General features: G+C 39.5%; 14 protein-coding genes. 7 read left to right on the forward strand and 7 right to left on the reverse strand.

The genetic code is table 11. From position 1 onward, the window contains the following. Window positions 1–57 precede the first annotated feature (57 nt). On the reverse strand, window positions 58–1,299 hold the full coding sequence (pepT, locus tag CE058_RS05310; RefSeq protein WP_163140813.1) for a peptidase T: 1,242 nt from the start codon (window positions 1,297–1,299) through the stop codon (window positions 58–60). Window positions 1,300–1,685: 386 nt separating this feature from the next. Between pepT and CE058_RS05315 the strand changes: the two genes are divergently transcribed. Further along, window positions 1,686–2,876 (forward strand): CynX/NimT family MFS transporter, encoded by a 1,191-nt coding sequence (locus CE058_RS05315; protein ID WP_163141146.1) that lies wholly within the window; start codon window positions 1,686–1,688, stop codon window positions 2,874–2,876. Between the two features lie 66 nt (window positions 2,877–2,942). Here CE058_RS05315 and eutH read toward each other — a convergent pair whose 3' ends face one another. The 3 genes from eutH to CE058_RS05330 all read right to left on the reverse strand — a co-directional run bounded on the left by eutH (window position 2,943) and on the right by CE058_RS05330 (window position 7,085). Further along, window positions 2,943–4,007, reverse strand: a complete 1,065-nt coding sequence (gene eutH, locus CE058_RS05320) for an ethanolamine utilization protein EutH (RefSeq protein WP_163140816.1) — start codon at window positions 4,005–4,007, stop codon at window positions 2,943–2,945. A gap of 106 nt (window positions 4,008–4,113) precedes the next feature. Next, window positions 4,114–5,223, reverse strand: a complete 1,110-nt coding sequence (locus tag CE058_RS05325; protein WP_163140819.1) for a M24 family metallopeptidase — start codon at window positions 5,221–5,223, stop codon at window positions 4,114–4,116. Window positions 5,224–5,402: 179 nt separating this feature from the next. After that, on the reverse strand, window positions 5,403–7,085 hold the full coding sequence (locus tag CE058_RS05330; RefSeq protein WP_163140822.1) for a sigma-54 interaction domain-containing protein: 1,683 nt from the start codon (window positions 7,083–7,085) through the stop codon (window positions 5,403–5,405). Window positions 7,086–7,447: 362 nt separating this feature from the next. Between CE058_RS05330 and CE058_RS05335 the strand changes: the two genes are divergently transcribed. The 3 genes from CE058_RS05335 to CE058_RS05345 all read left to right on the forward strand — a co-directional run bounded on the left by CE058_RS05335 (window position 7,448) and on the right by CE058_RS05345 (window position 9,406). Next, a complete protein-coding gene (locus tag CE058_RS05335; RefSeq protein ID WP_163140825.1) occupies window positions 7,448–7,957 on the forward strand; it encodes a COG4315 family predicted lipoprotein in 510 nt (169 codons plus the stop codon). Between the two features lie 125 nt (window positions 7,958–8,082). Further along, window positions 8,083–8,667, forward strand: coding sequence for an RNA polymerase sigma factor (locus CE058_RS05340; RefSeq protein ID WP_163140827.1), 585 nt, complete (start codon window positions 8,083–8,085; stop codon window positions 8,665–8,667). Next, window positions 8,657–9,406 (forward strand): anti-sigma factor, encoded by a 750-nt coding sequence (locus CE058_RS05345; protein WP_163140830.1) that lies wholly within the window; start codon window positions 8,657–8,659, stop codon window positions 9,404–9,406. Before CE058_RS05340 ends, CE058_RS05345 begins: the two co-directional genes overlap by 11 nt. A gap of 49 nt (window positions 9,407–9,455) precedes the next feature. Here CE058_RS05345 and CE058_RS05350 read toward each other — a convergent pair whose 3' ends face one another. From CE058_RS05350 to pdxR, 3 genes are all read right to left on the reverse strand, one after another. Then, window positions 9,456–9,899, reverse strand: coding sequence for a hypothetical protein (locus CE058_RS05350; RefSeq protein WP_163140833.1), 444 nt, complete (start codon window positions 9,897–9,899; stop codon window positions 9,456–9,458). A 115-nt stretch (window positions 9,900–10,014) separates the two neighbouring features. Continuing rightward, window positions 10,015–10,809, reverse strand: a complete 795-nt coding sequence (locus tag CE058_RS05355; RefSeq protein ID WP_163140836.1) for an extracellular solute-binding protein — start codon at window positions 10,807–10,809, stop codon at window positions 10,015–10,017. 183 nt (window positions 10,810–10,992) lie between these two features. Next, window positions 10,993–12,384: a MocR-like pyridoxine biosynthesis transcription factor PdxR gene (pdxR, locus tag CE058_RS05360; protein WP_163140838.1), complete on the reverse strand. Its 1,392-nt coding sequence runs from the start codon at window positions 12,382–12,384 to the stop codon at window positions 10,993–10,995. Between the two features lie 101 nt (window positions 12,385–12,485). Here pdxR and CE058_RS05365 point away from each other — a divergent pair, with 101 nt between their 5' ends. The 3 genes from CE058_RS05365 (at window position 12,486) to CE058_RS05375 (ending at window position 15,522) form a co-directional block, all read left to right on the forward strand. Next, window positions 12,486–13,415 carry a DMT family transporter gene (locus CE058_RS05365; RefSeq protein ID WP_163140841.1) on the forward strand — a complete coding sequence of 310 codons (930 nt, stop codon included), beginning with the start codon at window positions 12,486–12,488 and terminating at the stop codon, window positions 13,413–13,415. 116 nt (window positions 13,416–13,531) lie between these two features. Beyond that, window positions 13,532–14,575 (forward strand): YeiH family protein, encoded by a 1,044-nt coding sequence (locus CE058_RS05370; RefSeq protein ID WP_163140844.1) that lies wholly within the window; start codon window positions 13,532–13,534, stop codon window positions 14,573–14,575. Between the two features lie 59 nt (window positions 14,576–14,634). Further along, window positions 14,635–15,522 carry a selenium metabolism-associated LysR family transcriptional regulator gene (locus CE058_RS05375; protein ID WP_163140847.1) on the forward strand — a complete coding sequence of 296 codons (888 nt, stop codon included), beginning with the start codon at window positions 14,635–14,637 and terminating at the stop codon, window positions 15,520–15,522. Window positions 15,523–15,573 lie beyond the last annotated feature (51 nt).

Genomic DNA, 15,573 nt, shown 5'->3' on the forward strand with positions numbered 1-15,573 from the left:
ATCAGCGGTAAATTTACCGCTGATTTCTTTTTTCTCATCATTCAGTTTATGATTGCCTTAATCATTTATTTTTTTCTCCGCAAACAATCGAACTATTTCTATTATGACATTTGCAGCTTTAGCCATATTATCAACTGACGCAAACTCATATTTACTATGGAAGTTTTCTCCGCCTGTAAAAATATTGGGTGTCGGCAGCCCCATGAAGGATAAAGTTGAACCATCTGTTCCCCCGCGAATGGGTTTAATATCAGGTTCGATATCCAAATTCTCCATGGCTTTCTTAGCTATCTCCACAATTTCAAAAACAGGTTCTATTTTTTCTTTCATATTATAGTATTCATCCTTCATCTCAAGAAGAATGGCATCATTTCCATACGTTCTTTGAAGGTCTTTCACTATGTTTTCCAACTTTGCTTTTCGTGCATTAAAGTTTTCTTTATCAAAATCCCTAATTAAATAGCTGACAGTTGTGAGTTCGATAGTTCCTTTCATAGAGTAAAGGTGGTAAAAGCCTTCATATCCATCGGTCGATTCAGGTGCTTCCTCAACTGGTAATTTGCTGTTCAATTCTATGGCAATTTTAGTGGAATTTATCATCTTCCCTTTTGCTGTACCGGGATGAACATTTCGGCCTTTAATCGTAATTAAAGCTTCTGCGGCATTAAAGCTCTCATATTCTAATTCACCTAATGGGCCTCCGTCCATTGTGTATGCGAATTGAGCACCAAAAGCATCAACATCAAACGTATCTGCTCCTTTAGATATCTCTTCGTCGGGTGTAAAAGCAACTCTTACCATTCCATGCTTAATTTCAGGGTGTTTAATTAGATATTCCATTGCTGTCATGATTTCCGCTATGCCAGCTTTATCATCCGCCCCGAGCAGTGTTGTTCCATCTGTTGATATGAGTGTATGTCCTTTATAGCAGGGCATTTCAGGAAAATCCCTTACAGACAGCACAATGTTTGATTCCTTATTTAAAATAATGTCGGTTCCATCATAATTTTCCACCAGTTGAGGGTTTACATTTTTCCCTGTGTAGTCACTTGAGGTATCAAGATGTGCAAGAAATCCTATTGCTGGAACATCTTTGCTTATATTTGATGGTAACGTCGCCATTACATAGCCATGTTGGTCGATTGTAACATTAGACATACCAATCTCTTTTAATTCCTCTGCAAGCATATTCGCAAGCACCAGCTGACCAGGCGTTGAAGGAGTTTGTTCCGTACCCTCTTTGGATTGTGTATCAACTTTTACATATCTTGTAAATCTCTCTATTAAATCTTTTTTCATGCCACTTCCCCCATTCTGACCCCAATTAAAAACAAAAATTAGGAGTTTCTTACAACTCCAGTTATTTTTATAATACATTATGTTTTTACAGCTAAACAATATATATAAAGGAAACAGAGAAAACTCCCGCTAAAAAGATTATATACGTTTGTACAGTATATATTTATTTGGAAGTTGGTCATTTAAAAGCTGCTTATCTAGATGCAGGGTTTAGTTTCATATGAAAAGATTTCATTTTTCATAAAAACCTATGTACTTTTGAACGGTATGCATATATACTATTCTGAATATTGTCTTTTCGTTAAGCGAAGGATGTTGGAAATACTTTTAAGGAGTGTCTTCAGTTGAGAAGTACAGCAAATTTTAATTCAAAAACCTTTTTCCTGATGGCCGGCATTATTTTTGTGGCATTTAATTTACGCCCGGCGATTACATCAGTCGGACCACTGATTGGTGCAATCCGGGATGAAACGGGAATTTCCAATAGTGCAGCAGGCCTTCTGACTACCCTTCCGCTCGTTGCCTTCGCTCTTCTCTCCCCCTTTGTACCGAGGATTGCACAAAAGCTTGGAAGCGAATGGAGCATTCTTTTGGGGTTAACTATTTTGGGAGCCGGCATTGCGGCCCGTTCATTAGGAATGCTTCCTCCGCTCTACATAGGAACTGTTTTAATAGGGTTAGGCGTAGGTCTTTGCAATGTGCTTCTTCCTGGAATGGTCAAGGAAAAATTTCCGCAAAAGGTTGGCCTGCTTACAGGCATTTATACATTTTCTATGGGCATTTGTGCAGGACTTGCGCCCGGATTCAGTATCCCGCTTGCAGAAAATCTTGGCCTGGGCTGGAGGCTTTCACTTGGTGTATGGACCATCTTAATATTTATCGCTATTATTGTCTGGCTGCCGCAGATCAGGGAACGAAAGAAAAAAACGGCAGCACCTAAAGTATCTGCACCAAAGGGTTCTATCTGGTCCTCACCCATTGCCTGGCAGGTCACACTGTTTATGGGATTGCAATCAATGGTCTATTTCAGCGCTACTACCTGGCTTCCTGAAATTCTTCATAGCCAGGGCCGGGAAATCGCCGCCACTGGATGGATGGTAACGGTTCTCCAGTTCTCAGGACTCCCTGTTAATTTTATTATCCCTGTTCTTGCCGATCGGCTTCCTAACCAAAAAGGGATTGCTCTTGGAATCGGCCTTTTCACTTTTGCCGGCTTAATGGGTCTCCTGATGAATGTGAATGCCATCATCTCTAACATCAGCATCGTCCTCCTAGGGATTGGCCTCGGAGCAGCGATCAGCCATTCCTTAACCCTGATCGGCCTTCGTGCTGAAAATGCCAAACAGGCAGCCAGCCTCTCAGGAATGGCTCAATCAGTCGGCTACCTGCTTGCCGCGGCAGGACCGATTCTCATCGGTTCATTGTACGACCTTTTCCACTCCTGGACCGTTCCATTGATCTTCCTTATGATCATTACGGCCATCTTTACTATTTCCGGAATTGGGGCAGGCCGGGATCAATTTGTTCTGCAAGGTGTGCAGCATAAGCAGAAAAAGTCAGCTACAACCAGTGCATAAACGAAAAAACAGCAGCTATGTTCATTAGAACTGCTGCTGTTTTACCTTCAGTCTGTTTGCATGAACCTAGTCATTCATAACAAAATAAGCAATTATTGCGGCTAAAATTCCAGCTGTCAGCTTTCCAGAAATCATGGGGACAATGAAGCTTTTGTCCACAGCGGCAACAAAGCCCAGATGACTCCCCAATACAAAGGAGCCGCTTACTGCAAAAGCTGTATTGATGACCTTCCCCCTTGCATCAAGAAGATCAAACTTTGAGAACATCGGAACATGGTGAGCCAATGACGATAATAAACCGACTAGAGATTGATGCGTGAGGCCAATTTTATTGCCTGCTTTTTCAAATGGCTTTTTCAGCACATGCTGCAGAAAGAACACCAATGGAAATGCACCGGCCAGCATAATGGTAATATCCCCAATGGTTTTAAAGCTCTCATGTATAGGAACTAAGTTCTTAACATATTCAACTCCTGTTAGAGTTTGAAAAATCACAATGACTAAGCCTGATATTAATACAACCTCAATGATTTTTGAGAACCCAATGAACATTTTCGTAGTAGCTTGGGGAATTTTTATTAATGAGATCATGATAACAATGGATAACAGAATCGCTGGAAGCAGGTTTTGAAGCATCCATACTAAATGAAAACCCGAAATCCATCCGCCAACCAGGCAGCCAATTGGAATAGTCATTAATCCGATCAGTATCCCTTTTGCAAAATGGGCCTGGTCTTTTTTTTGAATTAAATTCAATGCAACCGGGATGGTAAACACCAGAGTTGGCCCCATCATGGTACCTAAAAACACCCAGGAAAAATTGGCTGCATTCATATCATCTGTCATTTCAGCCGCAAGTTTATAACCGCCCATATCCAGAGCAAAGAGGGTTGAAGTAAACATGGAAGGGTCAGCCCCAAAAAAGGTATAAACAGGTGAGATAATTGGTATTAATATATCTGCCAATACAGGAGATATAGAAATAATGCCAATCATCGATAGTGACAGGGCTCCCATACTATAAAAAGCTTTTGAAAACTCTTCGCCAATCTTAAACTTGTTACCTAAAATCCTATCAATTCCACCAATAGCCACAAATATAGCTATTAAATAAATAATGAAATTCTCCATTTATGTCCCACCTTGATGTTTAAGAACCGGATCGAAATCCGGCTCTTTCATGCTGCAGTTTTGAGCATCACGCTCCTCAGCTTACCTTGTAAGTTATTATTTCCAATCAGCACTTTTTTCCTTTTACGACATGCAAGTTTTTCTTAAACTTCGTTAATACCTCTACTCCTTCAGCCCCTATTACTACATCATCCTCTATTCTCACCCCGCCTACACCCGGGATATAGATGCCTGGTTCTACAGTCAGCACCATACCTTCCCGGAGGATTTCCTCATTTTCAGAGTGTAAAGAAGGTTCCTCGTGCACTTCTATTCCCAGGCCATGGCCAATTCTATGGGGGAAGTATTCTCCAAATCCGCCATTGTTTATTACTTTTCTGGCCGCTTCATCTATTTTTCTCATTTTATTGCCTGCCCTGCACTCCTGCAGAGCAGCCAAATTAGCTTTCAACACTAAATCATACATCTCTTTGACTTCGTCCCTTAATTCCTTAAAGACAAATGTTCGAGTGATATCCGAACAATATCCTTCATATTTAACACCCAAATCAAATATGATGGTATCTCCGGGCTGCAGTTTATTCTCTCCCGGAACTCCATGAGGATTGCTTGAATTGCTGCCAAAAAGCACCATTGTGCTGAAAGACATATCACGCAATCCTGCTTTTTTTATTTTATATTCAATTTCACCCAGCACTTCTAACTCTGATACACCTTCATATAAGGCATCTATTCCAGCTTGTATTGCATAATCTGCATATTGGGCTGCTATCCTTAATTTTTTCATTTCCTCATGGCTTTTTCTAATTCTCATTTCAGAAAGCGCCTGATCTAAATTTTGCAGCTGAATATTTGGCAGCATTTGCTGCAGCATACGAACATATTTAAGAGAAATATAGGTCTCTTCTACTGCAAAATCTGTAATCAAGTTTAAATTTTCTTTGAGATGATCTGTAATCATACTCCAGACATTTTCTGAGTCTTTATAACAGATATAGTCATATCTCCAGCCTGCTTCCAAGAGCATTTTCAACTCCATTTCAGGCAATACAATTAATGGGGGTCTTCCCGGAAAAATATAAATTCCAACAAAGCGTTCATGCGGTTCGTAATCAAAACCGGTTAAGTAAAAAATGTTCTGCCGTGATGTAATGAGTCCCCCCATCCAGTTTCTCTTTTCTAAGAATGTCTCTAAAGATGCTATTTTGTTATTCATAAAAAATCTCCTTTCTCTTATTCAATATGCAATTATCGTGCCAGCCTCAACCAGCATTTATGGCAAGCTCCTTATGTGAATGGGTTGTTCATTTTCTTTAACACCAATCCGTTAAGTGTAAAGATTTCTTTACAATAAAAAAAAGAAAGAAATCATCAATGATCCCTCTCTTCTTCTTATTACCAATCGGATATATTTAATTTTTTCATCTTATTATATAAAGTAGTTCTTGTTATGCCCAACCGCTTTGCCGCTTCTGATTTATTTCCATTTTCTCCTTTTAGTGCATCAAGGATTTTTTGTTTTTCGAATCTGTTTATTTCGTTCTGCAATTCATTGGCAGACGGCAAGAAAAAATGAGGTTTCTCCTTTAGTATCTTTTCCGGCAATGTATTAGGCAATATGGAACCATTTTCAGATAAAAGAACCATTCTATCTACTGCATTTTTAAGTTCTCTAATATTCCCTTTCCATTCATACTCAAGCAGCAATTGTGTAATTTGAGGTGCAATAAAGGTAATGTCCAGGCCATATTTTAAAGATGATTCATGAATAAACAGATGAAATAACTCTAAGATATCCTGTCTTCTTTTTCTTAATGGCGGGATAAATATCGTTAAGGTATTCAGTCTGTAGAACAAATCTTCTCTGAACTCACCCCTCTCAACCATTGCTTCTAAATCCTTATTGGTTGCAGCTATTATTCTGCAGTTGGCAGCTTTCACCTTCAAACCACCTACAGAATAATAGGTTTTGTTTTCAATGACTCTCAACAATTTAACCTGCTGATCTAAAGGCAAATCCCCTACTTCATCCAGAAACAATGTTCCTTTATCAGCAAGCTCTATTTTTCCAGGCTTCCCGTTAGGATCTCCCCCTGAGAAAGCACCTTTTTCATAGCCAAACAATTCACTTTCAAACAATGCTGGAGAAATGGCACCACAATTCAAAGCAATAAAAGGCTTTGATAATCGGCATTGGTCATGTATAGCCTTTGCAAATACTTCTTTTCCCGCTCCTGTTTCACCCAGCAGTAATACATTCTCATCCGTTTTAGCCATCTTTTTTGCCAGGGATATGGCGTTTTTAATTTCAACACTTGATCCTTTAACCTTTTGAAAAGGATCCCTAGTATTATTAAGTCTGGAAACCTCGTTTTGCAGCTGCTGAATTTTAGAAGATGCACTCAATAACTCCTGGCTCAGCATGACCTGGCTCGTTATGTCCGTTTCCGCGGCTACAGCCCCAATAATTTTCCCTTTGACAACAACTGGATTAATATTTATCAGTACAAAAAGATCTTCTCTTGGTTTATGAAGATGATGTTTAAACGCTTTGCCAGTCAGAAGTGTTTCCTGATTTAAAAGCATCTCTTCAGGAAAGAAATTTTTCATTTCTATTCCCAGAATATCTTCTTTGCGGATAGAGAATATTCTTTCAGCCCCTTCTGTCCATACGATTGTTTTCCCTTCCTTGTCCACGGCTGATACCGAATTCTCAATGGTATCGATTATAGTATGAAAATAAGCCTGTAATTCTTCAAAATCATTGCTGAGTTCCTTTAGCAGATCCTGGCACTTGACGTAACCGAGTATTCTGTTTTCAGAGTCAGTGAATACAATTAGTTCAGTTAAAAAATCCTTTGCGAGAAGGCTTAAATCAAAATCATCCATTGAGGTTACTACACATTTCTTCCAAAATAATTCTTTAGTTTGCTGTTTATAGAAGGAATATTCCTCTTTGTCCATATAATATAAATCGCTGTTCTTATATTGGAGCAGTATATTATTTTTTTTATGATTATGGTCATGTTCAAAACAAAAATCAGTACGTATATACTTTTTAAAATATAAATTTTCCACAATGTTTCACCGCCCGGGTAGTTCAATAACTATCTTACTTCATTCCTGATTCTATTATAGGATTATCAAAAAAGAAAATTTATGAATTCATATAACATGAAGCATAAAAAAAAGCAGCCTGTACATGGGCTGCTGTTTCATTAGTATCATTACCCCTGATTCATCAGCGCACTCAAATCAGGCATAGTCAGATTGGAAAGTTATATACAAATATAAATTGTTAAACTTATCAATGCTAGAATGCGCGTTGTTAATTCCGCCCTGTTTTGAGGAATCTTAAAAATTTTAAATTTGTATAAAACCGTTTACAACTCCCCTGCGTTACCTGTATTTGATTAGAAAAAATAACGGAGGGATTAATCATGAAAACAAAAATTTATTTTTGCACAATTCTTTTATCTGGCATATTTTTTGCAGGATGCAGCTCTCAGGAAAAATCTGAAAGCACAGATGCAAAGAAACAAGCACAAGAAACAACAACGGAGGTTAACAACGAGCCAGAAAAAGATCTTGCAGAATCGGATACAAAACTTCAACTAATGGAAAACGGAAAAATTGGTAAATATCTTACAGATGCTGAAGGTATGGCACTTTACTACTTTGCAAAAGATCAGCCTAATACATCAAATTGCAATAGTGATTGCCTTGAAAACTGGCCTGCTTTCTACTCTGAAGATTTTGCCGTTCCGGAAGGATTTAATAAAGAAGACTTCGGAACGATTACTCGCGCTGACACTGGTGAGAAACAAACGACCTACAAAGGCTACCCGCTTTACTACTTCGTAAATGACGGAGCATCTGGTGATGTAAAGGGACAAGGCGTCAAAGATGTTTGGTTTATTGTAAACAGCGAAACGAAATTTACACAATAATGCATGTTACTGAAGGAACTGCCTGGTTTATCGGCAGTTCTTTTTTTCCCTATCAAATTTTCCCGCCAATCTATGTTAAGATCTATACTAAATAATTTCGTTTAACAAGGGAGAGATTTCCGTCAATGAAGTCTAAGTCAGATGAAGAACTAATAGAATTAATTGTTCAAAATCATCGGCCAGCACTTGAAGAGCTGTATGACCGATATGTAAAACTTATTTACAGCTTCTCCATAAAAATAACCAAGGGAGATACGGAAAAAACGAAAGAAATTGTTCAGCAGGTGTTCCTTCGGCTTTGGACGACAAAAAGCACCTATAATGCATCCCAAGGACAGTTTGTGAACTGGCTTCTCACCATAACTCGAAACATTTCCATAGATCTCATCCGTAAAGAACAAAAATATAAAGGAACGGTCCAATTGGATCTTAAAGAATGGCAGCAAATGCAAGGTCTTCCAGCTGATGATGTCCAGCATCAAGTTACAAGAAATCTGCTAAAACAGCAGATTCAAGAAGCAAAACGACATCTCTCTGAGCCTCAGCAGCGCCTGATCAACTTATTATATTGGGAAGGCTACTCCTTAAGTGAAATTGCAGAACTTGAACAAAAGCCGCTGGGTACGATTAAAAGCCGCCTGCATCAGGCCTTAAAAAAACTGCGGAATAATTTCAAAGGGAAAATAGGAGGTGTTCGGCATGGAGAATAAATGTGATAATTTATCTTTATATATTATAAATGAACTTACAAACCAAGATAAAAAACAGTTCGAAGACCATCTGCTAAAATGCGCAAAATGCCAGCAGGAACTGAAATCTATACAAGAAACATGGCAAATGCTTTCTTATGATGTAGAAGAAACAGAGGTGCCGGAATCATTGAAGTCACAAGTGATGGATTTTGTCTTTGAAGAAAATAAATTTCTTAAACATGAAGAAAAAATAGAAGCCGAACCGATTAGCTTTAAAGAACGAATTTTATCAGTTGCCAAAAGGCATTTTTCACCCATATCCACTGCTGTAACAGCTATTTTAATCATTTGTTTAATTGGGTTTTATTGGAACAGCCTTCAATTGAAAGATACAATTAAGTCATTAGAGAATAAAGCTGCTGATCCGGCACAAATTGTTACGACTTATTCCTTAACAGGGCAAAGCTTAGCTGCTTCTGCAACCGGCAGCGCATACCTTCTTCAGGAAGGTACGGAAACAAGCCTTGTCATTGCTTTGAATAATATGCCTATTACGAAGGGTGATGAGGTTTACCAAGTATGGCTGTTAAAAAACGGAAACCGGCAAAGTGCTGGCACTTTGATACCTGATCAAAACGGCAGCGGACTTATCACCTACCGCCTGCCTCCAGAATATTCGTTTGAAGATATTGGGATTACATTAGAACCTAATCCATTTAACACTCAGCCGCAAGGGCAAAAAGTGCTGGGGACCTAACTTGATGAAATAAACCTGCCCAAAAGTATTTAGGGCAGGTTTAAACTCATTATTCTTTAGCTAATTTCTCATTAAATGATTCTAATTTTTCCTTTGTTTCGGTAACCAGTTCCTTCATTTTTGCTGAGTCACCCTGATCTTTTTGAGATTCACTAATTAGCGGATATAAGCTCTCTTCAATACTTTCGTAGTCTTCGGGAAAATTCTCTTCCACTTTCTTCTCAATCTCATCCCAGTTTTCCTCAAGGTCTTTGCCCGTTTTTTGTATCAGTTCCGAGTTTTCCGCCTTATTTTCCAAATTAGCTTGTAAATCATCCAGAACCGCCATTACCTCATCACTGCCATTAAAAAGCTTATCGGCCATTTGTCCGTCTGAGTTGCTTGCTTTTTCGCTGTTTGCATTTTCCTGCTTCTCATTCTCTCCATTGGTACTGCAGCCAGCTGCCATTATAACAATCACCAAAATGGATATAAATGAAAGTATTTTTTTCATTTGATCCCTCCTCGCCCATTTCATTCCCTCTTGTATTAATATCAAACTGGATAAGATGTCACAGACTGTTGTTTTTCGATAGAAATATAGGCATGTTTAATATCAGCTAACTCACTTAGTTCCATCCCCATTTTTGGAAAATCTTATGGGCTGATTCCGTTTGCAGATACTCTATGAATTTTTTTGCCTCTTTTTTATGCTGCGAAGCTTTGGCAATAGCAATAGGTGTTCCTCTGTAAATCTTTTCATCATCCGGCATTTGGATTAATTCTGTTTCCTCTTTCAAGCGATAATGCCAGGACTCATATGTGATCCATGCATCCAGCTTTGAATTTGTCTTCCAAAGATCAATGGCTTCAGCACTGGTTTTGACTGAAATATCAATGTTTTGATTTAAACCAGCGATGAGGCCCTTTCTTCCTGCCAGGTCTTCCCAAAGGCCAAGCTGGCCTGCACCGTTAACATCCACTATTTTAACTCCTGGCTTTGTTAAATCCTCTAGGGATTCTATTTTTTTGGGATTTCCTTTTCTCACCAGAATACCAGCAGCACGAGCATACAGCTCTGTTCGTGATTTTTCGTCTATCATTCCAGGATGGTTAAAAATAAAGCTTTGCATCATATACTCTGAACCCCCGTAAATCAGGTCTGCATCCTCCTTTGCCTGCTGAATCCAATTGGATTCCGGTCCAGCCGTTACGTTCACCCTGATACCTGTTTCCGCTGAAAACTTTTCAGCAGCCTCCTTTATCGGGCCCAAAGGACCACCTGGACCATAAACTTGAACAGCTTCAGTCTGTGCGGCTTCAACTGAAGATTTTGCCGGCTCCACGGAATTCGAATATGCAGTAAAACCTGCTGCACCTGCTAAAAAAAATAGACATACCATCAGGAAAGAATACTTTTTCATTCAAGAAAACCTCCATCTAATTTTTCAGGCTAAAGCCTGTTATAAATGGAAACGTACTGAATAGACAAACAGTTCGCTTTACTTGGTAAAATGAGTATTAATAACTATTTTGAAATCATGCAAATGTTCTCCACATTATGGTTCTTGATAAGCTGCGAATGCTAAATCACCACTTTTCAGGTTTTACAATTCAAACCATGCCCTGGCCAATACCCTTATTGCTTCAAATAACTCATCTTCAGATAGCAAGGCAAAACCAAGCAATACAGTATGACCGTCATTTTCTCCAAATTGGGATACAGGATAAATTTTTATTCCTGCCTTTAATGCTTTGCTGATCAGCTGCTGCTCATTCATTTGATTATTTGGCCGAAGCAATATATGCAAACCTGATTCCTGCCCGATTACTTCAGCACAAGGAGGAAAGTACTTCGAAATTGCTGCCATGAGACTGTCGCGTTTTTTACGATAAACGACCCTCATTTTCTGGATATGCTTATCCCAGTAACCCTCCTCGAGAAATTTAATTAAAATCTCCTGATCTGTCCGGGAAACAGTTTGGGCATAAAAGAAGTAATCTTCCTGATAAATTTTCAGCAAAGGCCTTGGAAGGACCATATAACTAATCCTTAAAGAGGGAAGCAGGGCTTTTGAGAATGTGCCCATATAAATGACTTTTTCATCCTTATCCAATCCCTGCAGAGCTGGAATCGGCTTGCCTGTGTAGCGGAATTCACTGTCATAATCATCTTCAATGATATAACGGCCAGGCTTTTCCTTTGCCCATTTTAAAAGCTGCATCCTTCTGGCAATAGGCATAATCATACCGCAGGGGAATTGGTGCGATGGAGTGACAAAGACGATGTTTGCTCCTGACTTTTTCAGCTTTGATAAAATAAGTCCATCTTCATCCAGTGGAATGTCCCTCACATTTTCCATTCCTTTTTCAAAGATGACGAGCTTGCGGTGATATCCCGGATTTTCGACTGCAAAAATACTTCCTTCAAGCAGCTGCAATAAAGTTCTCATTAGATATTGTGTTCCTGAACCAAGAATGATTTGGCTGGGGGAACAGTTTACTCCCCTGGATTTATAAAGATACTTCGCAATCTCGTTCCGCAGCTCCAGTTCTCCTTGAGGATGGCCAAGCAATAGAACCTCGCCATTATCCTTTGTCAGTACTTGATTTGTTAATTTCCGGAACACAGAAAATGGGAACGTCCTGATATCCACTCCGGAATGAGTAAAATGATATAGGTACTTACCCTCAATATACTTCTTTTCTTCAGCGAGAGGCTCTTCATTTGCTGAAGAAAAGCCGGGTTGTTCAACTGCACATACAAAATATCCTTTACGTGCCTTCGATTCGATGTACCCTTCAGCCATAAGCTGTTCATAAGCAGATTCAATTGTGTTTTCACTGACCTGAAGATATCTGGCAAATTTTCTTTTGGAAGGGAGCTTTGCCATTACCGTCAGATTGCCTGTCTTAATTTCGTTTTTAATATATTTATATAATTGCACATATAGTGGCTCACCGCTCGTAAACTCCAGGTTTGGTGTTAACTCCGACATTAATCTGACCCCCTTAAATATTAAAGATCTGACCCTTCTAACAACATCAGTTATTATCTATAATACATGATAATAACAAAAACAGTAAGGAGACACACATCATGAGCAATTCACGCAGGCTGGGACTGGCCATGATCATAAGCGGAGCTTCTTTGTGGGGATTATCTGGTCCAATGCTCCAGTGGTTTTTTCAGGAAACCCGCTTATCATCAAGCGATTATTTAGTTATCAGATTAATTACGGCAGGCATCTTCACGCTCATTTTCCTATCCTGCCGGAAAGTAAATGTATTTGCGATATGGAAATATCCCCGCCACTGGATACAGCTTCTTCTTTTTGCTGTTTTGGGAATGCTTGGAGGGCAATATGCTTTTATTGAAACCATTCAGGTGAGCAATGCCGTTACAGCCACCCTGTTTCAATTTGCTGGCCCGGTGCTGATCACGATTTATGTGGCAATTGAGTCGAGAAGATGGCCAGCCAAGATCCATTTGCTGGCCATTGTAACAGCCCTTTCAGGAATTTTTCTGCTTATTACCAACGGATCTCTGGACCAAATCCTTTTATCAAATAAGGCTTTAGGGATTGGTTTTCTAACAGCGCTTGGATTTGCCTTTTATACATTGCAGCCTGTTTCCCTCATTAAGACCTGGGGAACGATGACAATCATCGGATGGGGAATGCTGATTGGAGGTATCGTCCTATATTTGCTAAGGCCATCATTCAGCTTTGCCAACATGGCAGGAGCCCTTAATTTCGGTACATTATCTATGTTAATTAGCATCATAGTGATCAGCACCCTCTCATTCTTGTTATATATAGGGAGCTTGAAGTATTTGTCACCAACAGAAACCAGTCTTTTATCCAGTATCGAGCCTCTTGTAGCAGCTTTGATATCCTTCTTGTGGCTAAATGTAACCTTTGGAAGCTATCAATTACTGGGCGGTGTTTTTATCATTGCAGGAGTACTATTCCTATCAATGAAAGAAAAAGAAGAGGAAGTCATTATTTTGCAGCAAAAAGGGGCTTAATCTATTTACTTTTCAATCATTAAGAAATCCAATAAGCCTTATTAAACAATCGGTGAAGCGGTTCTCCTTTCCTATGATACGGTTAAGATATCAAATGAACGAAAGGGGAACTCGCTGTGGAAGCACAAAAAATTCAAGAATATGTAATAGAAGAACCTAAAAAAAAACAAAAGGCCATCGGGTTTGCGAAAGGATTATCATTGACCCTTTTCCTTGCGGTTCTGGCTGGACAAATTGCCCATCTTCCCTTTTTCTCCATTCTCGGAATCATGATCCTTTCCATTCTGCTGGGAGGCATTTGGGGAAATACGCTATCTGTCCCTGTGGAGGCTCATTCAGGTGTACAGTTTTCAAGCAAGGTATTGCTTCGTGCAGGGATTATTTTACTGGGCTTTAGGCTGAATTTGCAGGAGATTATATCAGCAGGCTTTTCCATCATGCTCATTGATGTAGTGGTCATCGTTTTTACCATGAGTTTGATCCTTCTTTTGGGCAAAGTATTCAGAATCAATAAGAAATTGTCCGCTTTACTTGCAGCAGGCACTGCTATTTGCGGAGCGGCAGCCATTATTGCGATTGCGCCAATTGTCAAAAGCAAGGAAGAGCAAACCGCTGTGGCAGTATCATGCATAGCCGTTTTAGGGACCATTGGGGCGATTTTGTACATTGTTTTGTTTCCCTTGCTGCCAATCAGCGAGCAGGAATATGGTGTATTAGCCGGAGCAACACTGCATGAACTCGCCCATGTAGTGGCGGCAGGGGTTCCGGGCGGAGATGTCAGCAGTGACTCTGCCATTCTTGTAAAACTGGGAAGAGTGCTGCTGCTGATACCAGTTGCCCTTATCATAAGCTTTGTTTACAGCAGAAAAAACAGCGGTAAGAGCCGCAATATAGGAAAGCTGCCAATCCCGTGGTTTATTTTCGGATTTCTCCTTACCAGCCTGATCAATACTATTTTCCACATACCCGGGAGCATCATCAGCATCTTTTTGTTATTGAGCACCTACCTCCTCGCAATGGGTATGGCAGGGCTGGGGCTTAATATTAAATGGAAAGACTTTGTGAAAGTTGGCTTTAAGCCTGTTGCTGTTGCCATTGCAGGCTTCCTGGGTCTTCTTGCCATAACCCCGCTGCTGCTCTTACTATATAAAATTTTTTAAATGTCCCCTAATCGATTACAATAGATAGAGGGAAGTTACATGTTTGAAGGAGGATATCCATGAACCTCGACTATCTGAAAGTATTTTATGTCACCGCAAATAATAAAAGTTTTTCCCAGACTGCCAAAGATCTTCACCTCTCTCAATCAAGTGTCAGCCTTCAAATCAAACAACTCGAAGAACAGTGGGATTGTCAGCTCTTTGAACGGACAACCAAAAAAATCTCGCTGACACCCGCAGGGGAAATCCTCTATCATAAAGTCAAAAAGCTGATAGCTTTAATGAATGAAACTGAAAATGAACTGGAAGAATTAAAGGGAAGTGTACATGGGGACTTAAAGGTTGGAGCCAGCTTAACAATCGGGGAGCATGTACTCCCCTTTTTATTAGCCGATTTTTCGAGTCTCTATCCAAAAGTCAGCCTGCATTTAAATGTATATAATTCCAGGCATATCGTTGAGAAACTATTAAATCATGAAATTAACTTAGGGTTCATTGAATCCATGCTCTCCTATCCAGCCTTAAAACAAGTTCCTTTTGCCAAAGATGAGCTGATTATCATAGCCTCCCCTGAAAATAAATTCATTAAGACGGACAATATAACCATCGAGGAGCTCCTGTCTGTTCCTATTATTATCCGTGAAAAAGGATCAGGAACACGGCAAGTGATGGAGGATTCCTTTAGAAGATGCCATGTAGATGCATCCAAATTGAATGTCATTATGGAACTGAAACACACTGAAGCCATAAAAACTTGTGTCGAAGCAGGATTAGGAATTTCCATCATCTCAAAATCTGCAGTAAAAAAAGAACTTCGGCTGGGAACTTTAATACAATTAAAGATAGACGGAATTACAATGCAGCGGGACTTTTACATGATCTATCATGAGGAAGCCCTGAAACATACCAGTAGAAAGCTGATGGAATATATATCATCGAGACATTGAGGGATTAAATAAGGAAAAACGATAAGACATATAAAAGCTCAGAGCCGCAGA

This window comes from Bacillus sp. 22-7 (assembly GCF_010628845.1).
GTDB lineage: Bacteria > Bacillota > Bacilli > Bacillales > Cytobacillaceae > Cytobacillus > Cytobacillus firmus_B.